This window comes from Acinetobacter pecorum (assembly GCF_014837015.1).
Classification (GTDB): domain Bacteria; phylum Pseudomonadota; class Gammaproteobacteria; order Pseudomonadales; family Moraxellaceae; genus Acinetobacter; species Acinetobacter pecorum.
In genome coordinates, this window is sequence record NZ_JACSPT010000003.1 from 124,058 (window position 1) to 150,925 (window position 26,868).

A 26,868-nucleotide genomic window follows, 5' to 3' on the forward strand; every position below is an offset into this window, starting at 1 on the left:
CTGTACTTAGCGTTGTTACTAACAACGACTTTGTGCTCCACCTGTACAGTTATAACCAAATATTTTCAAATTGCCTGACATATGCAGATTTCCATGCACGTTCAACCCCATAAATCCTTTTTCAGCACCTTTATCAAATGAAGGAACATCTTGGGGCGCGGTTGTATAAGTTCCATCAGCATTATAAATACGGCCAGTATAGGTACTATAAACACCTGTATTGGCATAACCTTCTAAGGCGCCAGCACCTGTGCCCGTTTCAATCGAAACCGTATTAAAACCCAAGTTCCTGATTTTTAAAGGCTTGTCATCGTAAAAGGTAATTTGCATCGCCGTCTGTGGTTCATTACGGTGATTAATAATGGTTGTACCATCAATTGAAAACTTATCAATCTGAATTGTGCCTTGAATGCCTTTAAAGACTAACCACTTCTTATTTCCATTGGCATCAACATGGTTATTCGGCGCTATTGCCAGACGGCAAAATTGTTTTGTTGCTCCACAAGCGGTGGGATCTAGAACATAAAATACTTCGAGCGGATTACCACTTCCGTTAAGCCGGGAAATTTGAGCCTTACTTAAATCTGTTGCATAGATATGGTTCAAGGATAAAGTCCAGCTAAGGTCAGCTCCACCCTGCCCCACTGTATCGGTTAACTCTTGCTGATCAAGGGTTTCCAATCCGGCAAAACTGATCATAGAAGTACACAATAATGTACAGAATATGGTTAATTTGGACATTTTATACTCCTTTATAGACCAGTTGTTTTAATTTTCAGATGCTGAATCAGGACACCATCAATGACAGCAGATCCAAAATTCTTACTTACACCATCAGTATTTTTAAATACGATTCCTGTTGAATTCACACCATCCTTGGCTCGCAGCATATTGGTCCCCGGGACACGCTCTGTAGTCCCTATCGAGATGCTACTGTGAGTCGCATTGCGCCCCTGATAAAGTGCGCTAGTATCTGCAGCATTATTTTTAATTGGTGTACCACAACTATAGACATTACAGGTTGAACCCTTTAGATCTGTGGTTCCCAGTCCGCCTCCATAATTCTGATAGATTTGATTATAGATAGCAGGAATTTTAGGAATACGTGTCACTTCTAAAATAATATTATTACCTTCTGAACCGACTACAAAAGGCTGGTACATATTACCGAGCACCAAGTTAATATTAGGACTATAGAGATATAAACCTTCAGAATCATGAAATATCGGAGCAACACTGCCGTTCAAAGCCGGAGTCGGTCCATCACCATCAAGTGCATTGGTTTTTGCTGCAGTACTGAGACGAATACCTTTACTGTTAAGATTAGCGTCACTACTGCTGAGCGTTTCTGGCCGGTCATTAGTATTTAGCCGGATTATACTTGTCATACCTAAGGTTTGGCTGTAATCCTTATTATCAGATTCCAGGGTTTGAAATAAACGAACTTGCGAGCCATTGAAACTCAAACCATTGGCAACAAATTGGGTTCTTAATCGGTAATCCGTATCAAGCCCTGATGTTGGCCCACCTGTTATAGGATCTACCAGATTAGAGGAGTCAAGCGCGCGAGCAAAAATATCACTCCAGAAGCCCAGCTTGATATTATTATCACTTTCGACGCCTGCGATGGGGCTTAATGGGGCTTCCAAGGCAATATAGCCTACATCTTTAGCGGCATCCTTAAACTGTTTGACATTTTCAGTTCCAGCACGAAACAACCAGGGATTCTCGGCTGATCCCCAACTAAAGCCTTGGTTACTGTATCGCGTGCTTAGAGAGCCATCGCTTTTTGACAATGCTAGACCATAAATAAATACATCGGCTTTAGTTCTTAAAGAACTAACTGACGTGTTTTTTGCCTCTAACAAAGCAGCAGTTTTCGCATCACTCAGAATGCTTGCATAAAGAGCTTCTGTCTGCTTTTTTGCTTCTGCTTCTGCAATTTGACCCGCTTCAAATTTTGCACGAATGTCGGCTGCTTCTTTAGAATATTTTTCTAATTGATTAACAAGTGCTGTAATTTCTGATGCAACTGCATTGGTACGAGTAAAATTACCTAAACTTCGATAAAAAGCAGAACCTGTTAAATTGTTATTGACTTCACTTGCGCGATTACCAAACAGCAACTGAATCATTTCCATAGTATTTTGAGTTGCGTACTCAATAGCCTTTGCTTCAGAACCAGGCAAAGTATTTGCTGTAACTGAACGCATTGAATGACGAGTTGTACCATCTTGGGCTAAACTTTCGCCATCCAGCCAAAGCCAGCCATCCCTATACCCCCAAGTACCGTCCATGTAATCCGAGAGCCTTTGAGTATAATAATTTCTAATGATCGTATTCGACTCAAAGTATTGTTGCGGAATTTCAGACTCTAATTTGGTTCTTTCAGCAGTCAATTTATCCGGAATAGACTGGGTATAGGTACTGTATAGGCTTGTGTAATTCGTATCGTAAGTTGAATTGTAGGTAGAAGTATATAAAGTGTTATATCCTTTATCTATTTTGCCTTGAAGAACATTATTATCATAAGATGTTTTATAAATTTTATCATAGGCACGCTCCCCTAGCTGCTCATAGTTTTCACCCGTTGGAATGATCCGGATAAAACCAGTATCTGCCTGTCCAGGATTTGCAATACCTGGAGCATAACTAGAGCCAGCCGAGATATCTTTAGGACCTTGAAACACCATTTTAAAATCATCAAGTACGAGCGCAACACCTTCACCTGTGGTGTCAGAAAGAGAAGAATCTGATAATTCCTGCATCGCATTTGCAGAAGGCAACAGGCTTAAGCCAATGGCCATCGCCAAATAACTTTTGCGAAATCTTAATATGTCTTTTATCTGAGTCATCTCGCTCTTTCCTTTTTATCCGATGCTCCGCACCTTTATACTTCAGCTTCCCAGCCGCGTCTTTTTTATGGTTATGCGGAATCCATTATGCTGATTTTTAATACAGATGCCAAAGCCAATTAGGCGAAAAATAGCAGTTTCCGATGAATGAAAATCTCAAAAAAATAAACGGGACATAAAGTCCCGTCATTCAATAGCTTAAAGCAATTAGGTCTTTGGTAAAGTAACACCTGTCTGACCTTGATATTTACCGCCACGATCTTTATATGAGGTTTCACAGACTTCATCAGATTCAAAAAACAGCATCTGTGCCACACCCTCACCTGCATAAATACGCGCAGGAAGATTGGTAGTATTTGAAAACTCTAAAGTCACGTGTCCTTCCCACTCTGGCTCAAGCGGCGTCACGTTGACAATGATGCCACAACGCGCATAAGTCGATTTGCCCAAGCACACGGTCAAGACATTACGTGGAATGCGGAAATATTCGATGGTACGCGCCAAAGCAAACGAGTTCGGCGGAATGATACAAACATCCGACTCGATATCAATAAAGCTGCGTTCATCAAAGTTCTTCGGATCGACAATTGCAGAATGCACATTGGTGAATACTTTAAATTCACGTGCACAACGCACGTCATAGCCGTAGCTGGATACGCCATACGAAATCAGCTTGTGACCATTTTCATCCAAACGTACCTGGTTTTCTGCATACGGTTCAATCATGCCGTGTTTTTCGCTCATTTCGCGAATCCAACGATCAGACTTAATTGCCATTGATATAATCCAAAAATCTTAAGAACAAGTTATTGCGACGTACTTTAACTGAAATTGCCACTAATGAAAATAAGTGAAAGTCTGAGAGCTCAAGTTGCCCAAAAATTGCTGATCGAGATCAGCTTATAAACTTAAAAGTGCAGAATAACTTAAAGGAATAGAAAAGCTCATTAGCACCAGCGAAGCCGTTTTCTGCAGGTTTTTCTGATTGAGCCAGCGGCTGTTTTTTCTGGCTAGGATTGAGCCTAAAAAAGTCCAGAAGAATGCAATCGGGATCAGTAAAAGCAAGAAAACGAGCATATGAGCCACATAATGTTGGCTGCTTTTCCAGACAATCACAGGAAAAATGGCTGAGGCAAATAAAAGTGCCTTGGGATTAAGTAAGGTTGCTAAAAACAATTCACGTGCGCGAATTGAGACCTTATCAAAATTTTCACTCAGCTCTGCAGTCCGCCATAATTTCACAGCAAGGAACAGAATATAGCCAGCACTAAAAAGTTTGAGAATGGTCGGTAACAGTGGAAGATGAACGGAAATTTTCCCGATCAGAATGCCCCAAAAACTAATAGCAATCAGATAACCAAAGGCTTCAGCAGGAATTAAACGAAATGTTTTTTTAAATCCGACCTGAATGCCTGAAGATGCCAATAAGGTATTGGTTGGGCCTGGTGTTAAAAGAATGGTTGCCACTAAACCAATAAAAAACCATGAAATCATAGTTTGACCTCGCTCTAATCCGCGTAGCATAGAATAGTTAAGTCAAAGCTGCAAAAAAATAATTGTAAGAGAACCTATTATAGAAGTTAATAATTAAATATTTTTCAATTAATTTATAAGGTTAATTAAAAATATAGCTTCCCTACTCTCAAGTCATTTTTATCAATTTACAAAACTATAAGCTGATAAGAAAAAGGCTATAAAAGTGACTTTTTCAACCTAACACCGAGGCTTAAAGTCTCCAAATACTTATTTTCAGCAAATGAAGGCAAATAATTTTAAAATCAGTATTTTTATTCAACTTTAACTAAATAAAATTGCCCCCACTACTCCTGCGCATCAAGTTTATAAGGCGATACATGAAGGTTTTTTATAGACCTAACTTTTATCGATCTCTAAATTATTATATTTAAGCTACAAAGTTAAAATGTCTATCTTGCTCAATTTTTTGAACATATTGATAAAGTAAATTTTTAAAAAAATGCTATTAAAGGTATTCAGGCAAAATAATTGCTGTTAAATTGTACAAGAACAACAGATGATAATTCACATTTTTCACATCCAGACGGTTTAATATATTGTTGTTTTAATTATATTTTTTAAGAACTATAGAATAATATCAGGAGTTATATATGAATAAATGGATCAAGCTTTCAGCCATGAGTTTAGCGCTGTCCGGTGTAGTCGCCTGCTCGAATGATAATACACAAAATAAATCTGCCAATCAGGCTGCATCCGGCGAAAGCGTGGCTGCAGATAAACTACAAACCCGCTTTGTGAATATTGCCACAGGCGGTGCCTCAGGACCTTATAATGTCATTGGGACAGGATTAGCTGAAATTTATAACAAGACCTACGGCGTGAATTCCAAAACTCAGACCACGGGTGCTTCCGTTGAGAACCTGAACCTATTAAAACAGAATAAAGTGGAAATGGCCTTTGTCATGAGTGACAGTCTTACTGAAGCCATTAATGGTCAAGGCAGTTTTAGCAACAAGATTGATAATGTTCAGCAGATCGCGGCTCTCTATCCGAACTACGTGCAAATCGTAACGTCTAAAGGTTCTGGTATCAAAAATATTGAAGATCTAAAAGGCAAACGTATTGCAGTTGGCGCCCAGAACTCAGGTGTAGAAGTAAATGCGCGTAGTCTGCTGAAGGGTTTTGGTATTACTTATAAGGATGTAAAAGTCGATTACTTGGGCTATGCCGAAGCAGCTGATGCTTTGAAAGGGGGCAAGCTGGATGCAGCTTTCCTCACCAGTGGTATTCCAAACTCTTCTTTGATGGAACTACAACAAGGTTTTGATATGCAACTGGTCAGTATCAACCCTGACAAAGTGAAAGCTATTGCCAAAGATCAGGCTTATTTCCTGCCGATGACCATTCCTAAAGGCACGTATGGCAATGCTGAAGATATTCCAACAGCTGCAATTATGAATGCTCTCGTGGTTCGTTCGGATCTATCTACCGATGATGTGTATAAGCTGACCAAGACTTTCTTCTCCAGTCTGGATCAACTGGCAAACTCGCATCAGGCCGCTAAGGAAATCACTTTAGATGGTGCGCAAAAAGGTCTGGTTGCTCCTTTGCATCCTGGCGCGCAAAAATTCTACGATGAGAATAAAGCGAACTGATGAAATGGATACAAGGTGCAGCATTTGCTGCACTTTTTGGTTTGGCTGGATTCCTTGCAAGCTGTTTATGGATGACGTTTCCTTACATTATTATCGAAGTGAAAGAGCAAAATTTTCAATGCAAAATTACCCAGAAGACTTTTCAGCTTAGCTGGATTCATTCGGTAGAAAAAACAGCGTGGAAAGAGCGCTATATTCAAGATAAAAACGATTTAATTCTGGCAGCAACACAATTTGTTTCATTCGGTGCAGGAACACCCGACCAAGGTACTCTTACCCGGCAGAAAGATGGAAGCATCCATATGCAAATTAACCGGAAGATGAAAGAACTAAACTGGGTCATTTCGCGCAGGATGCAGGGAAAAATCGAGATTGCTGATCGGGTCTGGAATATTTATCAGGACTTCCCTGACTACAGCACCGTACATATCTCTATAAAAAAAGACAGCCTATGGAAAAAAAGAGGTTTAAATGATTGCCTATGAATCCACAAGAAATAAAACATGTGCCAGAAGCACTAAATGAGCAGCAGCAACAAGAATTATTAGAAAAATTTGATCGTGAATCCGTTACCCGTAACCCGATCAATAAATCGGTACGCTGGTTTATTGCTGCCCTGGCAATATCTTACTCGTTATTTCATCTGTATATCACCTTTAACCCTTTACCGGAATTGATTCAACGTGCAGCGCATGTCTCAATTGGTCTGGCACTGATTTTCTTGTTGTATCCAGCGCGTCAAAACAGTAGCCGACAAAAGGTTGCGTGGACTGACTGGATTTTAGTGATTGCCTCTTTTGCCTCTTTCTTTTATCTGTTCAAGGAATATCAGGCAATTATGACCACCCGGGGAGGCATACCAAATACGATGGATATTGTATTCTCGATTATGACTGTGGGGTTGGTGGTCGAAGCTGCACGGCGGGTTATGGGCTGGATACTACCGATCTTGGGACTGATTTTCTTGAGCTACCCATTTGTCAGTCATTTTGACTGGATGCCGGATCGCTTGCTCACTCGCCCTTATACGTTGAGTGATATCTTCGGGCAAATGTATCTAAAAACCGAAGGTCTGTATTCTTCAGCCATTGGTGCTTCGGTCACCTTCATTTTCCTGTTTATTCTGTTTGGGGCATTTCTAGCAAAATCAGGAATGGGAAAATTATTCAACGATTTGGCTATGGCACTTGCCGGGCATAAGCAAGGTGGCCCTGCCAAAGTTGCGGTGATTTCAAGTGGCTTTATGGGCAGTATCAATGGTACAGCAGTTGCCAATGTCGTAGGAACGGGTTCATTTACCATTCCTTTGATGAAGAAAATTGGCTATCACAAAAACTTTGCCGGTGCGGTTGAAGCCAGTGCTTCTGTGGGTGGGCAGATTTTACCTCCAGTCATGGGGGCTAGTGCGTTCATCATGGCAGAAACAACTGGTGTCAGTTATGGCACGATTGCTTTAGCTGCGGTATTGCCTGCCCTGCTGTATTACCTGGGTGTAATAGCACAAGTCCATTTTAGGGCAGGTCGGGATAATCTAAAAGGCGTACCCAAATCAGACTTGCCGCGGGTCAAAGAAGTACTGAAAGAACGCGGACATCTATTACTTCCAATTATTGTCCTCGTGGTCTTCTTATTCCAGTCGATGCCGGTCAGCTATGCAGCAGTTTATACAATTTTATTGACCATCGTCGTTGCGGCATTTAGAAAATCTACGCGTATGGGGCCGAAGGAAATTCTGGAAGCCTTAGCAGATGGCGCTAAACAATCCCTTTCAGTAATGGCTGCCTGTGCGGTGGTGGGTATTATTATCGGTGTGGTCAGCTTGACCAGTTTTGGCTCGGTAATGACTTCTTCAATTATGAGTATTGGTGCAGGCAGTCTGTTCCTGACCTTGTTTTTTACCATGATTGCATCGATGATTCTTGGCATGGGCCTGCCTTCGATTCCCGCCTATATCATCACAGCCACTATGGCAGCGCCGGCTTTGGCGAACTTTGATATTCCAATCTTAGTAGCACATATGTTTGTGTTCTATTTCGGACTATTTGCCAATATCACCCCACCGGTTGCCTTGGCCGCCTTTGCCGGAGCCGGAATTGCAGGAGGCGACCCCATGCGGACTGGCTTCCAGGCCTTACGCTTATCACTGGCTGGTTTTATTGTGCCTTTCCTGTTTGTCTATAACCCAGCAATGCTGATGATTGACACCACAGATATTGCAGTCAATGCCAAAGAATTTACTTTACCAGCATGGAATGTCATTTTAAGTATTACGGTAACGTCGATTGTTGGCATTCTGGCATTAGGCGCAGCGGTAGAAGGCTATTTTAAAACTGCCATGAACTGGTTCTGGCGTATCTTCTTGGGTGTCGGCGCATTAATGATGATTGTGCCTGAAATGATTACCGATATTGCAGGAACGATTATGGTAATTATTGCTATTGGAGTTAATGTGATTCAGGCAAGAAAAGAAAATACCATCTCAGTCAAAACCTCATAAAAAAAGAGAGCCTCGGCTCTCTTTTTTTAACGTGGAACTTTAGAAAATTCGGCTATGGTCTTTTTCTGCTTTTGGTAACTGTACTGCAATTTTCTCTGCAATCGCCATGTAGCTATCTGCTGCCTCGTCCCCTGCAATCACGGAAGGTTTTCCTGCATCAGCATTTTCACGAATTTTAGCGTCCAGAGGTAAGCGGCCCAGTAATGGAATTTGATATTGCTCAGACAGTTTATCGCCACCACCTGTACCAAAAATCTGTTCCTCAAAACCACAATTTGAGCAGATATGGGTCGACATGTTTTCAATCACGCCCATGACTGGAATCTGTACACGGTTAAACAGCTCAATGCCTTTGGTCGCATCCAGCAAGGCCACGTTTTGTGGTGTTGTCACAATCACTGCGCCTGTTACAGGAATACGCTGTGCTAAGGTCAACTGGATATCGCCCGTGCCAGGCGGCATGTCGATCATCAATACATCCAGATCTGGCCAAAGAGTCTGATTAAAGAGCTGCATTAATGCACCCGTAGCTTTTGGACCACGCCATGCCACTGGAGTATTGTGATCACCGGTTAAATGTCCAATCGATAATACCGCCATTCCATAGGCATCAAGAGGTACAAACTGCTCTGCTTCGATCATCGGTGTTTTACCGGCATTGCCGAGCATGGTCGGAATACTTGGACCATAAATATCAGCATCCAGTACACCTACCCGCAGGCCCATTTTTTTTAGAGCCAAAGCCAGATTGACAGTAGTAGTCGATTTACCCACCCCACCTTTGCCAGATGACACCAGAATCACATTCTGAATACGAGGATGTTTCGGGACATCACGCTGTTGTGGTGCAGCTTTTTGAATCGGTGGATTATTCGGATCAGCATCTTCTGCCTTTTCAGCTTGAGCCGAAGCATCCACCACAGGAGGAAGATCTGGTTTTTGTGGTGCTGCAGGTTGGCTTGAACAGCTTTCTCCCTCAGCATGGTTATGTCCGCAACCACCCGAATTTTTACTTTTAGGCCCAGTTTTTTGCTGAATCACATGCATATTCAGCTCTTGAATACCACATTTTTGCAAAGCTTCTGCCAGCTCATCATGAATCTGTTGCAGTTGTTCTTTTTCTTCTGGATAGGTATTCAGGGTAATTTGCAGAATCTCACCCTGTACATTGACCTGTGTAATGCGATCTTTCAAGGCATTACTGGAATTTGGCAAAATATAGTTTTGCAGTACGTTCTGCACAGCTTCTTCGTTCACCTCCTTGGAAGGCGAAAAAACCGATTTAAGCGAAGAAAGCCACGACATAGGTTACTCCAAAAATGTAGATCGACATCTAAATGGCCTAGTTTAACGGGGTTTTAGGCGAAGGTTAAGCACTGTATTGGAGAAGATGAAACAGATATGTTCAATTTCCAACTATTTCACTTGGTTTTATAAAATGTTTCATGAAATCTTGGCACATATAAATAATGAAAAATGAATGAGAAAGAAGTAAATGAAGACATATTATTTTTGATGTGAACATTATTTTTTATATTAGGTTTCTATATTTTAAGCCACTCTAACCTGCTGTGATTAAAGTGGCTCTATGATCATAAATTACTTATGATTTTTACTATTTTCAGACTTGCCCTGTTGTTCCTTGGTGTTTTTATCCTGATCCTGTTTTGATTCATCTTTTTTGGATTCGGAATTATTTGCTGAATCTGTATCTTTCGCGTCTTTCTGCTGATCAGCATCATTGTCTTTAGCTTGAGTATCCTTCATCTTGTTCATGGTATCCGTCGCCATCTGTTTCAGCTCGGCGAATTTAACAGAAGCTTCACTTACTAATTCCGTGATTTTTTGTTTAGTATCTTCAAACTTATGCATGGCTTCGTCTTTCAAATTTGCCATACCGGCCTGCTGATCGTTCTGATCATCTTTAGAATTCTGTTTATCTGACTTATCCGATGATTTGTCTTGAGATTTATGATCGGCTTTGGCCTTTTTCGCGTGATCTGTCTCTTGCTCACCATTTTTCTGGCTGTCAGATTTGCCATGTTTTAGCTCATTCAGAAGCTTTTCACCTTTTTGCAAAAGCTCCTCACCAATTGCAATTGCTTTGGCTTTTAAGTCATCCATTTTGAAACTTTCAGTTTTTTGATCTGACTCATTCTCTTTAGAACTGTCTTTTTGCTCAGTATTTACATTTTTGCTGCTATGCTGAGTATCAGACTTCTCCTCGGCATTGGTCTGAGCATTTTGTCCATTCTTGTGTTCCTGATTATGCTGTTTATCGATCTCGTTCTGCTTTTGCTCTTTTGAAACCTGATCATTCATTTCACGTGCATGTTGTTCTTTATCTTGGTTCTGCTTTGAAGTACTTGTCTGGTTATTCTGAGTCATGAGTACCCTCCTAAGGTGTCATAAATAAATTATCAGACAATTTTTTAGCACAAAGCATGCAATGAAGTAGCTGAATTAAGCAAACTGCAACAAAGCCTGTACATGTTGTTGCTGATCATTGCATCAGATAGCACAAACCTCACGATCTCAAACTTTAATCACTGCCAGCCGCAAAAAATCGTGATTTGTGTTTTGAACATTCTGTTCATCTTCATTCTTTACACTTCTGCTAAAACATTTTTCTGTCATTCTGACATCGCATTTCCTGTAGCTCGCCCATTCAAATACTGTTATAGCCTGATTGTTAAAGCTAAAGGATGCTTGGTGTTAATCTACATTAAACCTTTACAGGATGATTAAAACTACTGGTAACCAGAGATCTTAGCTTAAGCACGCACGGTACTCATAAAACTTAATACCGAGAACAGCCAGATAAACAGGATAAAACTACGCGCTTGGGTGAAATGTGCCACATCTGTGCCATGCAAAATGTTATGACGACTTGCGGTCACATTCGAGCTTGAATCCATCTTATAGGCTGCCAGTTCGGCAAAGTATGGATTCATTTCCGTGGCAATTTTCGATTTATGCCACAGACTCTTAATTTCATTGCCTTTTAAACCGGGAACAATTTTATAGACATCAACAAACTTGGTTCCATTTTGTTTTAAGTAGCCTTGTTGAATCAGCACATCGGTCAATAAGCCTTCAAGCTGTGCATAGAGCAAAGGCACACAACCTGCATAACAGCCCAATTTATACATTTTAAAGGCTTCAATGATCACTGGACGGCGTAAGGCTTTATGGGCTTCATCTATCTGCATCGCATCAAAAGCCGTGAGCAGCTCTTTTTGAAAGTCTTCGCTATTGATGACATCAAATAAATGAAAGGTTTGGACATCTTCATGACGATGCCTCTGTTGCCAGAAGTGCATCAGGTTCAAGGCATCATTGGCGACTTTTGAACCGACAGGTTGATCGAGCTGATCTGCCCACACATTAAAGTATTCATCTTGCTGTGCCAGATCACGCAAGGTTTCGATTAAAAATGTATGTTCGCCTTGCGAGATTTGTTCTAAATAGCTTTGAGCATCTTCAAGAATGCGTTTGCCTAAAGTCTGTTGTTTGATATTCGATTTAATCCGCGTGACGGGTTGATCGTCTTCATAGTCGTCGTAATCGTCATACATGGTCAAGCACTCAAGCAAATAGCGGATGAGCTATTATCCCCGATAATTTTGCCATAAAGTAGCATTTCATCTCGATGCAACTTTGTTATTGAAAAAGAATTCACCAAAAGCCTTATGCAAGTCTTCTCCATCTCATGTAAAATTATCGCCCATTGCATAAAATACGAATGAGAGAGTGAATCCGTGCGTAAAATTTTAGTCACCAATGCCCTTCCTTACGCCAATGGCCCGATTCATATGGGTCACTTACTTGGCTATATCCAAGCAGATATTTGGGTACGTGCCATGCGCGCGATGGGTCATGACGTGACTTATGTCTGTGCGGATGATGCTCATGGTACAGCGATCATGCTGCGTGCCGAAGCGAATGGCATTTCACCTGAAGCACAAATTGCCAATGTGCAAAAAGAACATATCCGTGATTTTGACGGTTTCGGTGTGCATTTCGATCATTATGATTCTACGCATAGTGATACCAACCGCGCCCGTGCTTCAGAAATCTATATCAAAAACCGTGAAGCTGGCAATATTGCTGTGCGTCCTGTAACGCAGTTATTTGATCCTGAAAAAGGCATGTTTCTGTCAGACCGGTTCATTAAAGGTATCTGTCCGAAATGTAAGGCTGAAGATCAATATGGCGATTCATGTGAAGTGTGTGGTACGACTTATAACGCAACTGAACTACTGAATCCAAAATCGACTTTAAGTGGCGCAACACCTGTTGAGAAATCATCAGACCATTACTTCTTTAAATTGCCAAATTTTGGTGAATACCTGCAAAAATGGACCCGTGACGAAGGTCGCCTGCCGGTATCGATTGCCAACAAACTGGACGAATGGTTTGATAATGGTTTAAACGACTGGGATATCTCGCGTGATGCGCCTTACTTTGGTTTTGAAATTCCTGATGCGCCAAACAAATACTTCTATGTGTGGGTCGATGCGCCAATTGGCTATATGTCGAGTTTTGAAAATTACATCAAGACTAAACGTCCTGATTTAAGCTTTGACGACTTCTGGAAAAAAGATTCTGAAAATGAGGTCTATCACTTCATTGGTAAAGACATCGTGTATTTCCACGCCCTGTTCTGGCCGGCAATGCTGGAAGGTGCAAATTACCGTACGCCATCAGGCTTATTCGTAAATGGCTTCCTGACAGTCAACGGTCAGAAGATGTCTAAATCTCGTGGTACCTTCATTAAAGCTGAAACATATTTAGAGCATTTAAACCCTGAATATCTACGTTATTACTTCGCGTCGAAACTTTCAGACAAAGTTGAAGATTCGGACTTGAACCTGGATGACTTCGTTCAAAAAGTAAATTCAGACCTAGTCGGTAAAGTAGTCAACATTGCCAGCCGCTGTGCAAAATTCATCAATACTAAATTTGATAACAAATTAAGTGCAACATGTGCAGAGCCTCAACTGGTTCAAAGCTTTATTGATGCGGGTGATTCTATTGCAAAAGCATACGAAGACCGTGAGTTCTCGGCAGCGATTCGTGAAATCATGGCACTTGCGGACAAAGCCAACCAGTATATTGATGAGAAAAAGCCTTGGGTACTTGCGAAGATTGAAGGCGAAGAACAACAAGTACATGACGTATGTTCTGTGGGTATTAACCTGTTCCGTCAATTGGCAGTGTATTTAGCACCTGTATTGCCGACACTGGCTCAACAGGTTCAAGATTTCTTGCAACTTGAAAGCTTCGATTTTGCTTCTCGTGAAACAATTCTAGTGGGTCATGAAATTGCCTTGTTCCAGCCGTTGATGCAACGTGTAGATCCAAAAGCTGTTGCTGCTATGGTGGATGCATCTAAAGATTCTTTAGCGGCTCCTGCTGAAGCACCAAAAGTAGAAAAGAAAAAAGAGAAGAAGGCTGAGAAAAAACCTGAGCCTAAAGTTGGCGAAGCTGAAATTATTGGCATCGAAGACTTTATGAAAGTTGACCTGCGTGTGGCTGAAGTTCTTGAAGCTGCAATGGTTGAAGGTTCTGACAAACTGCTTCAACTCACTTTAAACGTTGGTGAAGCTGAACCACGTAACGTGTTCAGTGGTATTCGTGAGTTCTACCAACCTGAAGACCTTAAAGGCAAATTGGTGGTGATGGTGGCGAACCTTGCACCACGTAAGATGCGTTTTGGTATTTCTAACGGCATGGTTTTAGCTGCGGGCAATGGCGACGGTGTTTGGGTGATTTCACCTGAATCTGGTGCTATACCGGGTGATAAGGTTTCTTAAGGTTTCGATTTTAATCAAGAAAAGCCTCTATTGATTTAGGGGCTTTTTTATACCATTTGTACAATTTATTTTCTTGTTTTTTAAAATTATATCTATAGAATCGAAACGCTTTTTATTTTTTATAATTATTCGGGGTAAGCATGAAAAAATTATTAGTTTCAGTTTTAGCAATGTCAACACTTGTATTTACAGGCTGTTCAGTTCGTATGGCTGATATGACTGTGGCTTCAACCAAAAACTATAACCTAAACTCCAATCAGTTTGTTAAGGGCGAACGTGTTAAAGGCGAAGATAAAGTTCCAGTAATTTTATTCCCACTTGGTATTCCTAATTTCAAAACAGCAGTAGATCGCGCTATTGAAAAAGACCGTTGTACGGTAGCACTTTCAGATGTGGTCATCACTCAATTAAATCAGGCATTCCTTGTTGGCCAAATTGGCTATCGCGTAGAAGGTACTCAAATTATTGACCGCTCTCAACCAGAATGCAGTAAATAATTTATTTAAAAAGCCTCTACGTTGTAGGGGCTTTTTTATTGGGTATTTCCCTTTCCCTAAGGGAGAGGGAGAATCTTTGAGAATTCGACGACAATATTTAATCAGATGATTTTCGACATGGATGTCGCTCGTTCGTTAGGGGCATACGGACGTGCCCTCTAACGAACAAAGGGGTTTTGTTACTTTTGCCCCGACAAAAGTAAAGACTGATATCTATTCTTCTGAGATTTTTTCCCACTGATAAACGCAGTAACTACAATATCCTTCATTCCAAGTAACTTCCTCTGGAGATAAACTTGCAGGACATCTTTCACACTCATGGATAGCGCTTTCCTCACAACATAGACAGATTTGCTCTTCCATAGAATATGTTTCTTCACCACATTCTGGACAAATTGCGTAAGGTTCTGAACCACCATCTTTATAATGGTAATAACCATAGTTTCTTTCACAATCGACTGAAACTGCTGAATTGATTACTTGTTCAAATGAAAGCTCATCATGACAAGCCACACATTCATACGAGGTATATTTAGCTGAAACTTGTGTATCAATAGGCTTTAACAAATCTGAACCGCAATTTGAACATATTGCATTTTTTATTAAGTCTTCTTGTTTAGCTGAAAAATAAGTATTTTTTTCTAGCGCGTGTAAGCATTCTAGCTTTTCTTTATCATAAACATTTTTGACATCAAGTAATTTCTGCCAATAATCCTGCCCTAGTAGTTTAGACGGTTCTTCATTCAAATATACTCGAACAAAATCATTAATAATATTAAAACTATGAGTCAACATTGCCTCTATAGCCTTAGGATTATCCGTACTGAAATAATGCTCAATATTATTTCGATATTTTTGTATTTTCTCTAATTCCTTCCAATTAACTTCAATATCTAAGCTTTTAAATCTCTCTTGAATTCCTTGAACATCGACTGTTTTTAATCCATCACCCACAAAAAATAATTCGCCATTTATAAATTTGGGTTTAATTTTTTGTTTTATTAAAACTTCATCACTATTAGGATCACTTAGTTCTGAAAGGTGGTGCTTGAATAGTAGCAATATTCCAGAAAATAAATTTCTTGTACAAGAAATTAATCTTTTAGGATTTTCACCAATTAGTTCATAATCTTCAATTCCAAGCTGAATAGAATCAATTGCATTATTTAATATTGTCATTTTCATTCCATATAATTGTTTTAAATAATTTATCTATTCACTTCATTAATTACAAATGCTAAAACTACATATCTCTTTAAAATATATAACAAATCTATGAAAAATTTAAGCCCCCTATTCCTCGCACTCGCTCTTAGCACCACCGCCTTCACCACCCAAGCGGCTGAACCCACCATCACCCAACAAAAATAAGTAGCTGGCTACTCTACCATCACCAAATCGGTAACACCCAAATTACTGCACTACTTGATGATACAAACTATTTAAATCCATCTATGCTTTAAGACTTAATCAATACATAAAAAAGCCTCTATCTCTAGAGGCTTTTTTATTGCTGGGTTACTTAGCCTTGCAGGATAAATTCCCAGATGACATAACCTAGTCCGAAACCAATCAGCCCATATAAGGTAATGATAAAAAATACAAAGCTGGCATTGTTTTTTCTTTTCCAAAAACTCATATCGATACCCAAAGCTGTTCGTGATATCTCATGTTAACGGGCTTTTTTAAAAAAGTGAAACTTATCTAAGTAATTTATTTATAAAAATATTTTAAAATAAAAACATTTTATTTTTGGGAAAAAATCAATATACAGTTTTCAACTTAATGCTTAGTACAGATGTTCAATTCGTTATCTCTCTTTAAAAAAAAAGTAAATGTTTTTATATTCTTTTTCCGTAGTTTACATGCTAATACATAGAACAGACTCCACAACATAAGAATTGTCATGAATATTTTAAAAACTTCCCTCTTCACCTCTCTATTTTCACTTTCTGTTTTAGGGGTGAGTATCCACGGTCAAGCTGCTGAACCTGTATCTCCTGTTCAACAGAAACAGGTGGCCGGTTATTATCAATATCCATTTGGAAATTTACAGATCACCGCCCTGCTGGATGGCACAAATTATCTGCCCAAAGCTTTATTTAAGGATATTCCGCCAGTCCAGGCGGATCAGATTTTAAAAAAATACTATATCGATCAGGCTAAAGGCATTCAAACTTCTGTAAATGCTTTTCTGGTCAATACCGGCTCAACACTTGTGTTGGTAGATAGCGGTGCCTCTAGCTGTAACGGTCCCAATTTTGGTTCGGTTCTAACCAATCTGAAAGCAGCAGGTTATCGTCCTGAACAGGTCGGGGCAATTTTATTAACCCATTTACATGCTGATCATGTCTGTGGCATTAGCAATAATGGCGTGGCAAATTTTCCAAATGCGACCATCTATATTTCCCAACCTGAAATGGATTTCTGGATGAATCCGAAAAGCGTAGAAAGTTTGCCGCAGCAAAGACGAGCAAGCTTTACTAACACAGTCGATAAAATTAAAAATGCCATTGCTCCCTACCAAAGCAAGAATCAGCTAAAAACCTTCAAAGTTGGCGACAAGATTCAGAATTTCAATGTAGTCAGTTCGGCTGGACATACACCGGGACATTTTGGTTTTAGCTTAAAATCACAAGGTCAGGAAATGGTGTTTATTGGGGACATCGTGCATTCGCACAGTATTCAGTTTGACCGTCCACAGACTGCGGTAGATTTTGATATAGATCCCAAAAAAGCAGTAGATACCCGTTTAAAGTATTTTGCTGAATATGCAAAACAGGGCCAGACCATTGCAGCACCACATTTACCTTTCCCGGGCATTGGTCATATCTATTCTACGGACAGTAAAAGCTATCAGTGGATTCCGGTACATTTTAAAGATTAATTGAATACTTCAATAATTTGATCTAAACATGAAACCCTAATTTTCTAGGGTTTCATTTATTTTTAAATTTTTTCTTAAAATCTTTCACTTTTCATGTGCACCTTTAGCACGCTTTTTTAGCACCGTTTTTCTTACGATAAATATAAACATCTAAAAATATAATATAAATTTCAACTTTATGAATTTTTGCCATGGCTTAGTTTGGTGCACAAAAATTGTATTGTGCTTTATATCGAGTCTTATCAATTTCAAGAAATTCTTCATCAAAATTTCCCTTGTTCCTGCCTCTTTTCGAATCAGTTTGCCTCTATATACTGGGTTTTTTTTGTGATTCTACGCACTAAATTGGAACGCACAATGCAAAATGTAGACTTATTATTTCTTCTTCTGGGTGCAGTTCTAGTGCTTGCCATGCATGCAGGATTTGCTTTTTTAGAACTAGGGACAGTTCGGCATAAGAATCAGGTGAATGCCTTAAGTAAAATTTTAACTGACTTTGCCATCTCCGCCATCGCTTATTTTTTAGTGGGTTACTATATTGCCTATGGTCAGCATTTCTTCCACGATGCCCATACGCTGGCAGCCGATCATGGCTATAACCTGATGCACTGTTTCTTCCTGCTCACCTTTGCTGCTGCCATTCCAGCGATCATTTCAGGAGGAATTGCAGAACGTGCCAACATGCGTGCTCAAGCTTTAGCGACATTATTTCTGGTTGCACTGATCTATCCATTTTTTGAGGGCATGATCTGGAATGGTAATTTAGGCTTTCAGGACTGGTTGGCTCATACATTCGGTGCCAGCTTTCATGATTTTGCAGGTTCAGTGGTGGTGCATGCCATGGGCGGCTGGATCGCATTGGCTGCAGTAATTCTGCTCGGTGCACGTCATGGCCGCTATAAAAATGACGGCCGGATTACTGCACATCCACCCTCTTCAATTCCTTTTTTGGCCTTGGGTTCATGGATTCTGATTGTCGGCTGGTTTGGTTTTAATGTCATGAGTGCACAACGCCTCGATGCAATTTCCGGACTGGTTGCAATTAATTCCTTAATGGCAATGGTAGGAGGAACTATTGCTGCCAAAATAGCAGGTAAAGATGACCCGGGCTTTCTGCATAATGGACCCTTGGCCGGACTAGTAGCGATCTGTGCAGGCTCTGATGTGGTACATCCGCTTGGCGCTCTTTTCATCGGCATCAGTGCCGGCATAATTTTTGTAAGACTCTTTACCTATACCCAAAATAAACTCAAGATCGATGACGTATTAGGAGTCTGGCCTTTGCATGGGGTATGTGGTGCTTTTGGGGGTCTTGCAGTTGGTATTTTCGGTCAGCAATGTCTAGGCGGCATCGGAGATGTTTCTATTCTTTCACAACTATTTGGTACAGCTCTGGCGATTATTACTGCTTTGGCAGGTGGCTTCCTGGTTTATGGTTTGCTTAAGGTTTGCATCGGTATTCGTCTGAGTCAGGAAGATGAATTTATGGGTGCAGACTTGTCTATTCACCGGATTTCTGCTAACTCCGACGATAATATTTTTTAACGACCAAATTAAAAAAGCCCCAATAATAGGGGCTTTTTTTATATCTATAAGCTGAACTTATAAGAAATAATTACTTCATCCCAAAAATCAGCTTCAAACCTAATACGGTCATCACTGCTCCTGCTGCGCGGTCAAAGATGGCCTTAAATTTCAAATAAACACGACGCGGCTTTTCTGCAGACAATGCCACTGCCACCAGAGAACACCAGCCTGCATCAATAAAAAAACACAAAATGGGCAAGACAAAATAAAAATGCGTTGGAATCTCTTTAGGTAATAGCGCAGTAAAAATACTGGCTAATACAATGGCAATTTTGGGATTGGACAATTGTGTAATCAAGCCGGTGGTAAACGCACGGCGTAACGACATCTGCTTGGTAATGGCAGCATCTGCCTCAATCGGATCTTTGGCATGTCTAATAATTTTAAAAGCCAGCCAGAGCAGATATAAACCACCACAAATTTTTAAGGCCAGATAGGCGGAAGGTACAGCCAGTAAAAATGCCTGTAAGCCCAGCACTGCCAACAGACCAAAAATGGCAGCCCCAGTCCCCGTACCTAAAGCGGTGAATAAGCCATGCTTACGTGAAATCGCAATTGAATTTTTTGCCACATATATAGAAGTCGGCCCTGGACTCATCGCACCTAACATCAGGGCGAAAGCAATAGAACCTAAAATCCAGAATGATTCCACGTGACTATCCCAGCTTAAAAATGAATGCGTTATTTTAAGTAAAAATAATTAATTTTGCTTTAATATTTCTACACAAATCTCTTAATATTTCATGAGGTCATCTTATTGTTTCAGTTGATCTCGTGCGGTCACCGAGGAGTCTATCATCTTATAATCCCGATCATGGACAGGCACACCACCGATGATCATTGTGCGGCTTTCGGTTTTAGGCTTATTCATCGCATCATCACAGCCCGATAAACCAAGCAGTACACCGGCTAGAACAGCATAGGATAATATTTTCATTATTCTACCCTCCTCAAGGGAGTTCCTATTTCTAGATTAACATTCCTGCTCAAATAATCAGCAAAATATTTGTGACATTCTGCATCAAAACCGATGTCTAGCTATAAGAAATAACCTATCCTAAGCCTCTAATTCTTTTATTACCTTCGTCATACGGGTAAAACAACCTACTGTCTTGATTTTTATGTTTGAAACGATTGCTCAAAATATCCCCGATCAACAGATTTTTATTAGAGATATTTCTGTGACCATACGGCGTCTGGATCTGGTGCATCCCCAGATCTCGGGAAATAAGTTCTTTAAATTAAAATATAATTTTCTTGAAGCGCAAAGACAAGGTTATCAGCATATCCTGAGTTTTGGAGGCGCTTACTCCAATCATATTGCGGCAACTGCATTTTCTGCGCAGCACTTTGGCTTTAAATCTGTCGGAATTATTCGAGGGGAAGAACTGGCTGATCGACCATTGAATCCAACATTAGCCACCGCCCAAAAATTCGGGATGCAACTGCATTTTGTCAGTCGTGAACAATATCGACGTAAGCATGAGGCTGATTATTTATTGGAATTGGGACAAAAATTTCCTAGGCATTTTGTCATTCCTGAAGGTGGAACCAATGCATTGGCCATTCAAGGTTGTCAGGAAATTCTAAAAGAAGATGATACTCAATTTGATGTCATTTGCTGTGCGGCAGGAACTGGCGGAACGATTACAGGTTTGATTGAGGCCAGTCAAACCCATCAGCAGGTTTTGGGATTTTCAGCACTCAAAGGTTCATTCTTAAAAGATGAAGTCGCCCGACTCACCAGCAAAACCAACTGGAATATTCTCGATGACTACTGTTGTGGGGGGTATGCCAAAACCTCACCGGAACTGATGCAGTTTATTCAGGACTTTGAATCCCGGTTTTCAATTCCACTGGAGCAGGTCTATACCGCCAAAATGCTAATGGGGATTTTAGATTTGATCGAGAAAAATTATTTTCCGATTGGATCAAGACTGCTGGTGATTCATAGCGGTGGTCTGCAAGGCCGTAATGTTCCCTTTGCTCCGAGTCAGGCCTGAACCGGCTGATTATTATTCAAGGCAATTAACCCTTTGACCAAGCGGTAAATATGCCAGATAAAGACTACAAACACGATCAGGAAACCAATCAGAATCATGGTCAACAAGCCTCCGATGATATAGCCTAGCAAACTGATCCAGAAGGTTTTAATCTGCCAATCGACATGACTTTCCAGCCAGGTTCCGCGCATTTCATCACGCTTGATATAATTCATCACAATCGCGATAAATGGTGTAACACCAATAATAAATCCTAAAATATACAGGATATAAGTAATCAGATTATATTGTTTTAAATCATCTGCAATTGCCATTCGCTTTTTCCTTCTTATTATGCTTTTTATGGAGTTGGTAAAAAAACTATGCATGAGTTTTAAGCAGCTTTCAAATATTTTATGTTTAAAATCGGGTGCACATCTGCAATCCAGGGACTGTTTTTTCTGGAATAGAGAAAGCTGAAATAAAATTGTCTATAATGCTCTCCTTTTGTTCTCCCATGAGTGTGTGATGTCTTCCAAGCAATATGATGTTCTCGTCATAGGCGCCGGTGCCTCAGGTTTAATGACAGCGTATATGGCTGCGCAACGTGGGCGTAGAGTCGTGGTGGTAGAAAAAGCCAATAAAGTAGGCAAAAAAATCCTGATGTCAGGTGGCGGAAAATGTAATTTTACGAATCTGTATGTCGAACCTGAAAATTACATTTCACACAACCCGCATTTTGTCATTTCAGCCCTGACTCGCTATACCAACTGGGATTTTATTGGACTGGTGTGCGAATATGGCATCGAATATGAGGAACGCAAACATGGACAGTTGTTTACCTTAAATGGTGCCAAAGATATCCTGTCAATGCTATTGGCAGAATGCGATAAAACCGGTCTGGTCGAAATTAAAACCAGTTGTGAAGTCAAAGCAGTCAATGCGGTAGATGATCAAGGTTTCCAGGTTGCAACGTCTTTGGGGTATTTTGAAGTTGAGTCGGTCGTGGTGGCATCGGGCGGTTTATCGATTCCTACTCTAGGCGGTTCAGGAATTGGTTATGAAATCGCAAAACAGTTTGGACATCATGTCTATCCAACCCGTGCCGGACTGGTCCCCTTTACTTTCTCTGATGGATTTAAAGAAGTTACCACGCGTTTGAGTGGTAATGCGGTAGAAGCAACGCTTTCTAATGAGCTTAATAGTTTTACCGAAGCGCTGCTATTTACCCATCGCGGCTTAAGTGGACCAAGTTCCCTGCAGCTTTCCAACTATTGGGATGTTGGTCAGAGTTTTAAGGTAGATTTCCTTCCAAGTGTTGATCTGTTGGATTTTTTCAAATCCAAAAAACAAAGCCAGCCGAAAGTCGTGCTACGTACGCTACTGAATGAATATTTACCGAAAAGTGTGGTTCTGGAATTGCAGAATTTGATCTGGGTGGATGTTGCAGAAACTTCAATCGGTAACATCAGTGATGATAAGCTGGAACAGATTACGGCGCGTCTGCATGGTTTTGAAGTGAAACCCTCCGGAACTGAAGGTTACCGGACTGCTGAAGTGACTTTGGGTGGTGTAGATACCACTGAAATATCCTCAAAAACCATGGAAAGTAAAAAGCAGAAAGGCTTGTATTTTATTGGTGAAGTTCTGGATGTCACCGGACATTTAGGTGGCTATAACTTCCAATGGGCATGGTCATCTGCGCATGCCGCATCGGAATATGTTTAATCAATAGATGATCTGGATTAATACTTTATTCATTCCAGATAATCTGTTTTAAACAGGTTGAGATTGGCCGTACTTTCTAAACGGTTAATCGCAAGCTGCATTTTTCGCGTTGCTTCTCGCAGATGTAATGGCAGTTCATCTGCTGTAGATGCAATGAATGTATGCTGTAGTGCTTTCCACATATTGTTGATCTCCTTGTCCTTATATTTTTAATGCAAGAAGAATACCAAAATCATTTTAGTATTCACTTGAATATTATATATATTTTAAAGACCATATTCTATTTTTAAGTACGAAGCTGGATTTCACTTTTAGTTAAATTCATCAGTTTCAGGAAGTTCCTTTTCCAGCTCTCGCTCAGACTGTTCGTCCTGTTTGCTCTTCACAAAAATAAATCGGTAGGCGGCAGTAAAAAAGCCAATGGTAATTCCTGCGATGACTAAAGGCGCCAGGACCTTGTTAGGTTTCTTGGTATTCATGCAATTTTCCTTAGGACTGAAAAAAATCGACCACTTAAGCGTGGTCGATTTCTCTTAGAAATAACAGGTTATTTCAGGTCATCTTTGTTTTGGGTAGAACGGTCAATATCAACATTCGGCTCTTTTTCTCCGGTTGAACCAAATGGATTATTGGCTGGCGGATGAGTCGGATCGACTTTTACTGAATCCGGTACAGCTTGATCCTCGCCCGGGACCGGATCAATACCCAAAGACTCATCATCCTGTGGCGCAGTCGTAAGGATGGCCGGTGTCGTATGAGATAAATCGTCATCTATAGGGGTATTATCTGAGTCTTGATTTGGCACGATACCTGCTCCTGGAGTTGTGATTGAAGAATCATTAGTACCTGTTCCGGTAGTACGGTTTTTGCCACCTAAGCTGGAAAATATACTGTTTTCAGCTTTTTCTTTGACCGGATTTGGATGTTTAGCTTCTCGTTTGGCTTTATCAATCAGATCTGTAAGTACACGCTCAGCAGGTTGACGGCCGCCCAGACCAAATGCCAAGGCAAATGCCACTGCTACAGCACCTAGAGTTAAACCGAATGCCAGGTTAACAATTGAATCGGCAATACCCATGGCACGCAGACCCATTGCTACAACTAGTCCCATGATCAGAACACGAACCAGATTCCCTAACCAGTGTGAACTCTTGTATTCGCCGCGCTGTACGATATTAGCAACGATATTGGCCAGCCAGAAACCGATAACCAGAATTACCGCACCTAGCAGGATGTTGGCACCAAAGTAGATGAACATCGCAATCAGGCCACTGATCTGTTCAAAGCCAAGGCGATTCGCTGCTTCCGATACTGCAAATAGCATGGTGAAGAAAACGATCAGGTAACCGACTACACTTGAAAGTTTAGTCGTTCCTAAAAAGCGCTGGAGGTCCAGTTTGGCAGGAACTTCATCAACACCTGTACCGGCGATTACTTCAACAACCAGAGCAGCAACCAGTTTAGACACCACATAAGCCAGTATCAGAATCAACGCAGCAGCGATGATATTTGGAATGGCATTCATGATTTCATACAGCATGGCTGTAGCAGGCTGAGAAATTGCCTCGATACCGAGTGCTTCAAATGCAACGATGAGCGCAGTAATAATGACCACGGCGAAGATGAATGTACCAATTACCTGGGCGACATTCGAGTTTTTAAAAATTCCTACTTTTTCAGCATGCTGTTGTAGATTAAAACTATTTACCAGTCCTTCCACGATACCACGTAAAATTTTAGCCAGGATATAACCGACAAAAATGATCACTGCAGCAATAAAGATATTTGGTAAATAACTTACGACATCAGTCAGCATATTTTCAACCGGTAACAACAGACCGTTGAGACCTAGAATCGAGAGTACGATTGGCAAAAACAGCAACAGGATTAACCAGTAAACAATTTGACTGATGTTTTGGCTGATCGGACTGACACCTACTTCCGCACTGAGTTTTTCATCCAGTTGCGTTCGGTCAAGGACCTTCTGCAATCCCATCTTGACCAGATTGGCTACAATCCAGCCTATGAATCCAATTGCAATTGCACCTAGTAACTGCGGGATAAATAACAGGAACTGCTCGATCATATTACTGAATGGACCACTGACACCAGTAAGATTCAGTACATTCAGTGCACCAATCACGGCAATAATCAGAATAATCCAGAATACGACACGGGCAACAATGCTTTCTACATTAGAGTGATGGCCTGTCGCCGTATTTAAGTGTGTATTGGTTCCCAGTTTCTGCAATAGCTTTTTAACAGCTGCCGAAACCAGTAACGCAATGATCCAGCCAATTACTAAGATGGCAATTGCACTAAGAATGGGATAAAACTGATCCCAATAGTACATTGCATCGAAGCCACCACGCGGGCTTCTCATATAATCATTCATGTTGTTCTACCCTCATTGTTATTAAGCTATTTATCTGAAATCGGGGCATGTCCCTGAAGCAATCAGCCCCTTCTTCTTCCGGATTCATATTTGGATTTGATGTTTTCAGACTTACACCAGGTAGATGGCACTACCTTCAAACATCATGCTCCATTGCAAAAAAGCCCCAGTGGTTCACTAGAGCTTTTCAGGTATTTTTAGTTATTGGGTGGCCTGCCCGTCAGTCGCGGTTGCAGTTGCTTCTGTACCATCAGTTGCAGTTGCTTCAGTTCCATTATTCGTGGTAGCAGTGCCTTGTGTAGGCTCACCGACTGGGGTCGAATTATTTGGGGTAGCAGGCTGCACATTTGGATTTGGATGCCCAGCAGGCGCATCACTTGCATCTGGCTTCATGTCAGAAAACATATAAAACAGTAGGGCAAGTAAAAAAATACCGACCAAAATCAAGATATAAACAGGGATACGCTTTTTCTGCGTCACGTCTGCCTGATGATTCAAAGGTGGTTTTTTATTGAAATCATCGACCATAACCATCCTCACTCTTTGTTATTCATAAGTAGATTTTTAGAATAACAAGCTGTGAATAAGGCTTCTGTGACAAAACATGGTGAGATGGTGACGAGATGTAAGTCACTAATCCCTCAGAATTCTCTCATTGATGCCTTGGTTAAAATAGCCGTTTTACTGAGGTATGTTGCATATCGACTGGGGTTTGGTGTTCATCTTTCAACTGCACCCCTGAAAGCTTAAGTTCGCAGGATTTACGCATCAATGCCACCAGTCGCTGAATGGCAATTGGATATGCCAGACCTGCAGGCCGCACATTGGAAATACAGTTACGCAAGGCATCATGACAGCCTTTAAAAGCATTATAAGTATAGTAAATACCCATACTGTCTGGTGAGCTTAAGCCTGGCCGCTCACCAATCAGCATAACCAGCATTTTGGCTTTCAGGATTTCTGCGACTTCATCCCCTAAAGCGACCCGACTGCCTTGTGCAATTACCATGGGCGCAACCTTCCAGCCTCCCTCCTTGCAAGCGTCTATCAAGGCTGGAACAAAATAAGGTGCATTTTCCTCAATAGCACGCGCCGACAGCCCATCTCCCAGCACAATGGCTACATCCCAATGTTGCTGATGTTCGGCCCGGTATTGCTGCAACATCGTTTTGGATTGTTGTGAAAGCACACGCCCGAGATCGGGACGTTTAAGATAAAGATCTTTCTCTACCGCCTGACTGTCAATTTCCAGAATGGCTAGTCCTGTTTTACTCAAACCCGCTTTTAACGATTCAACATCAAGTGGCTTCAGTACGGCATCTTTGGCCTGGGCATGTGCTAGCTGAAATTCCAGACTTGGTCGAGTCGGCAAGCTGCCACCAGTTCGGCCTAAGGCAATCCGTGCATCAGTAAAAGCTTTCAATTTCTGCCAGGGATTATCCTGTAATTGGGACTCAAATTTCACATCGGCAATCAGTTTCATAGTACTT

26 protein-coding genes and 1 pseudogene are annotated in these 26,868 nt (G+C 40.9%); 10 read left to right on the forward strand and 17 right to left on the reverse strand.

From position 1 onward, the window contains the following. Positions 1–18 precede the first annotated feature (18 nt). The 4 genes from H9629_RS03675 to H9629_RS03690 all read right to left on the reverse strand — a co-directional run bounded on the left by H9629_RS03675 (position 19) and on the right by H9629_RS03690 (position 4,349). On the reverse strand, positions 19–741 hold the full coding sequence (locus tag H9629_RS03675; protein WP_144724008.1) for a hypothetical protein: 723 nt from the start codon (positions 739–741) through the stop codon (positions 19–21). An 11-nt stretch (positions 742–752) separates the two neighbouring features. Beyond that, complete coding sequence (locus tag H9629_RS03680; RefSeq protein WP_191730555.1) at positions 753–2,855, reverse strand: ATP synthase subunit B family protein; 2,103 nt, start codon at positions 2,853–2,855, stop codon at positions 753–755. A 207-nt stretch (positions 2,856–3,062) separates the two neighbouring features. After that, on the reverse strand, positions 3,063–3,632 hold the full coding sequence (gene dcd / locus H9629_RS03685) for a dCTP deaminase (RefSeq protein ID WP_191730556.1): 570 nt from the start codon (positions 3,630–3,632) through the stop codon (positions 3,063–3,065). 123 nt (positions 3,633–3,755) lie between these two features. Further along, positions 3,756–4,349, reverse strand: a complete 594-nt coding sequence (locus tag H9629_RS03690; RefSeq protein WP_064096423.1) for a LysE family translocator — start codon at positions 4,347–4,349, stop codon at positions 3,756–3,758. Between the two features lie 632 nt (positions 4,350–4,981). On the opposite strand from H9629_RS03690, the gene H9629_RS03695 reads away from it, so the two are divergent. The 3 genes from H9629_RS03695 to H9629_RS03705 are packed head-to-tail and all read left to right on the forward strand — an operon-like array spanning position 4,982 to position 8,483. Beyond that, on the forward strand, positions 4,982–5,986 hold the full coding sequence (locus H9629_RS03695; protein ID WP_064102477.1) for a TAXI family TRAP transporter solute-binding subunit: 1,005 nt from the start codon (positions 4,982–4,984) through the stop codon (positions 5,984–5,986). Beyond that, positions 5,986–6,471: a DUF1850 domain-containing protein gene (locus H9629_RS03700; protein ID WP_064102478.1), complete on the forward strand. Its 486-nt coding sequence runs from the start codon at positions 5,986–5,988 to the stop codon at positions 6,469–6,471. Before H9629_RS03695 ends, H9629_RS03700 begins: the two co-directional genes overlap by 1 nt. Further along, complete coding sequence (locus H9629_RS03705; RefSeq protein ID WP_064102479.1) at positions 6,468–8,483, forward strand: TRAP transporter permease; 2,016 nt, start codon at positions 6,468–6,470, stop codon at positions 8,481–8,483. Before H9629_RS03700 ends, H9629_RS03705 begins: the two co-directional genes overlap by 4 nt. Before the next feature lie 39 nt (positions 8,484–8,522). On the opposite strand, the gene apbC is transcribed toward H9629_RS03705, so the two are convergent. The 3 genes from apbC to H9629_RS03720 all read right to left on the reverse strand — a co-directional run bounded on the left by apbC (position 8,523) and on the right by H9629_RS03720 (position 12,061). Continuing rightward, positions 8,523–9,788: an iron-sulfur cluster carrier protein ApbC gene (gene apbC / locus H9629_RS03710; RefSeq protein ID WP_191730557.1), complete on the reverse strand. Its 1,266-nt coding sequence runs from the start codon at positions 9,786–9,788 to the stop codon at positions 8,523–8,525. A gap of 294 nt (positions 9,789–10,082) precedes the next feature. Then, the gene (locus H9629_RS03715) at positions 10,083–10,871 is read right to left on the reverse strand and encodes a putative sodium/potassium/calcium exchanger (RefSeq protein ID WP_064096425.1); all 789 of its coding nucleotides are present in this window, start codon (positions 10,869–10,871) and stop codon (positions 10,083–10,085) included. Between the two features lie 386 nt (positions 10,872–11,257). Beyond that, the gene (locus H9629_RS03720) at positions 11,258–12,061 is read right to left on the reverse strand and encodes a hypothetical protein (protein WP_064096426.1); all 804 of its coding nucleotides are present in this window, start codon (positions 12,059–12,061) and stop codon (positions 11,258–11,260) included. 183 nt (positions 12,062–12,244) lie between these two features. Here H9629_RS03720 and metG point away from each other — a divergent pair, with 183 nt between their 5' ends. Both metG and H9629_RS03730 read left to right on the forward strand, forming a co-directional pair. Further along, positions 12,245–14,302 carry a methionine--tRNA ligase gene (gene metG, locus H9629_RS03725; protein WP_191730558.1) on the forward strand — a complete coding sequence of 686 codons (2,058 nt, stop codon included), beginning with the start codon at positions 12,245–12,247 and terminating at the stop codon, positions 14,300–14,302. 140 nt (positions 14,303–14,442) lie between these two features. Beyond that, the gene (locus H9629_RS03730; protein WP_074383447.1) at positions 14,443–14,799 is read left to right on the forward strand and encodes a hypothetical protein; all 357 of its coding nucleotides are present in this window, start codon (positions 14,443–14,445) and stop codon (positions 14,797–14,799) included. A 213-nt stretch (positions 14,800–15,012) separates the two neighbouring features. Here H9629_RS03730 and H9629_RS03735 read toward each other — a convergent pair whose 3' ends face one another. Continuing rightward, positions 15,013–15,978, reverse strand: coding sequence for a hypothetical protein (locus H9629_RS03735; RefSeq protein ID WP_144724013.1), 966 nt, complete (start codon positions 15,976–15,978; stop codon positions 15,013–15,015). A gap of 96 nt (positions 15,979–16,074) precedes the next feature. Between H9629_RS03735 and H9629_RS15325 the strand changes: the two are divergent. After that, positions 16,075–16,256: pseudogene (locus tag H9629_RS15325) on the forward strand (MBL fold metallo-hydrolase); the annotation flags it as partial. Positions 16,257–16,321: 65 nt separating this feature from the next. On the opposite strand, the gene H9629_RS15570 reads toward H9629_RS15325, so the two are convergent. Next, positions 16,322–16,438 carry a hypothetical protein gene (locus H9629_RS15570; RefSeq protein ID WP_404793566.1) on the reverse strand — a complete coding sequence of 39 codons (117 nt, stop codon included), beginning with the start codon at positions 16,436–16,438 and terminating at the stop codon, positions 16,322–16,324. 267 nt (positions 16,439–16,705) lie between these two features. Here H9629_RS15570 and H9629_RS03740 point away from each other — a divergent pair, with 267 nt between their 5' ends. Both H9629_RS03740 and H9629_RS03745 read left to right on the forward strand, forming a co-directional pair. After that, entirely contained in the window at positions 16,706–17,686 is a 981-nt protein-coding gene (locus H9629_RS03740) for an MBL fold metallo-hydrolase (protein ID WP_191730559.1), read from the forward strand. Between the two features lie 357 nt (positions 17,687–18,043). Then, positions 18,044–19,231, forward strand: coding sequence for an ammonium transporter (locus tag H9629_RS03745; RefSeq protein WP_191730560.1), 1,188 nt, complete (start codon positions 18,044–18,046; stop codon positions 19,229–19,231). A 70-nt stretch (positions 19,232–19,301) separates the two neighbouring features. Here H9629_RS03745 and H9629_RS03750 read toward each other — a convergent pair whose 3' ends face one another. Together H9629_RS03750 and H9629_RS03755 are read right to left on the reverse strand one after the other, a co-directional pair. After that, positions 19,302–19,925 carry a LysE family translocator gene (locus tag H9629_RS03750; RefSeq protein ID WP_064096433.1) on the reverse strand — a complete coding sequence of 208 codons (624 nt, stop codon included), beginning with the start codon at positions 19,923–19,925 and terminating at the stop codon, positions 19,302–19,304. 102 nt (positions 19,926–20,027) lie between these two features. Next, positions 20,028–20,210, reverse strand: coding sequence for an NF038215 family lipoprotein (locus H9629_RS03755; protein ID WP_064096434.1), 183 nt, complete (start codon positions 20,208–20,210; stop codon positions 20,028–20,030). A gap of 184 nt (positions 20,211–20,394) precedes the next feature. Here H9629_RS03755 and H9629_RS03760 point away from each other — a divergent pair, with 184 nt between their 5' ends. After that, the gene (locus tag H9629_RS03760; RefSeq protein WP_191730561.1) at positions 20,395–21,276 is read left to right on the forward strand and encodes a 1-aminocyclopropane-1-carboxylate deaminase/D-cysteine desulfhydrase; all 882 of its coding nucleotides are present in this window, start codon (positions 20,395–20,397) and stop codon (positions 21,274–21,276) included. Here the strand turns inward: H9629_RS03760 and H9629_RS03765 are convergent. Then, entirely contained in the window at positions 21,267–21,590 is a 324-nt protein-coding gene (locus H9629_RS03765) for a DUF4870 family protein (RefSeq protein WP_191730562.1), read from the reverse strand. The genes H9629_RS03760 and H9629_RS03765 overlap by 10 nt on opposite strands. Positions 21,591–21,783: 193 nt before the next feature. Between H9629_RS03765 and H9629_RS03770 the strand changes: the two genes are divergently transcribed. Next, a complete protein-coding gene (locus tag H9629_RS03770; RefSeq protein WP_064096437.1) occupies positions 21,784–22,983 on the forward strand; it encodes a BaiN/RdsA family NAD(P)/FAD-dependent oxidoreductase in 1,200 nt (399 codons plus the stop codon). A gap of 29 nt (positions 22,984–23,012) precedes the next feature. Here H9629_RS03770 and H9629_RS03775 read toward each other — a convergent pair whose 3' ends face one another. The 5 genes from H9629_RS03775 to eutC all read right to left on the reverse strand — a co-directional run bounded on the left by H9629_RS03775 (position 23,013) and on the right by eutC (position 26,861). Beyond that, positions 23,013–23,165, reverse strand: coding sequence for a hypothetical protein (locus tag H9629_RS03775; RefSeq protein WP_171254956.1), 153 nt, complete (start codon positions 23,163–23,165; stop codon positions 23,013–23,015). Positions 23,166–23,294: 129 nt separating this feature from the next. After that, complete coding sequence (locus tag H9629_RS03780) at positions 23,295–23,462, reverse strand: hypothetical protein (protein ID WP_171255301.1); 168 nt, start codon at positions 23,460–23,462, stop codon at positions 23,295–23,297. A gap of 68 nt (positions 23,463–23,530) precedes the next feature. Then, positions 23,531–25,378 (reverse strand): mechanosensitive ion channel, encoded by a 1,848-nt coding sequence (locus H9629_RS03785; protein WP_191730563.1) that lies wholly within the window; start codon positions 25,376–25,378, stop codon positions 23,531–23,533. Between the two features lie 201 nt (positions 25,379–25,579). Continuing rightward, on the reverse strand, positions 25,580–25,906 hold the full coding sequence (locus H9629_RS03790) for a hypothetical protein (RefSeq protein ID WP_064096439.1): 327 nt from the start codon (positions 25,904–25,906) through the stop codon (positions 25,580–25,582). Between the two features lie 139 nt (positions 25,907–26,045). Then, entirely contained in the window at positions 26,046–26,861 is an 816-nt protein-coding gene (gene eutC / locus H9629_RS03795) for an ethanolamine ammonia-lyase subunit EutC (protein WP_064096440.1), read from the reverse strand. Positions 26,862–26,868: the final 7 nt, after the last annotated feature.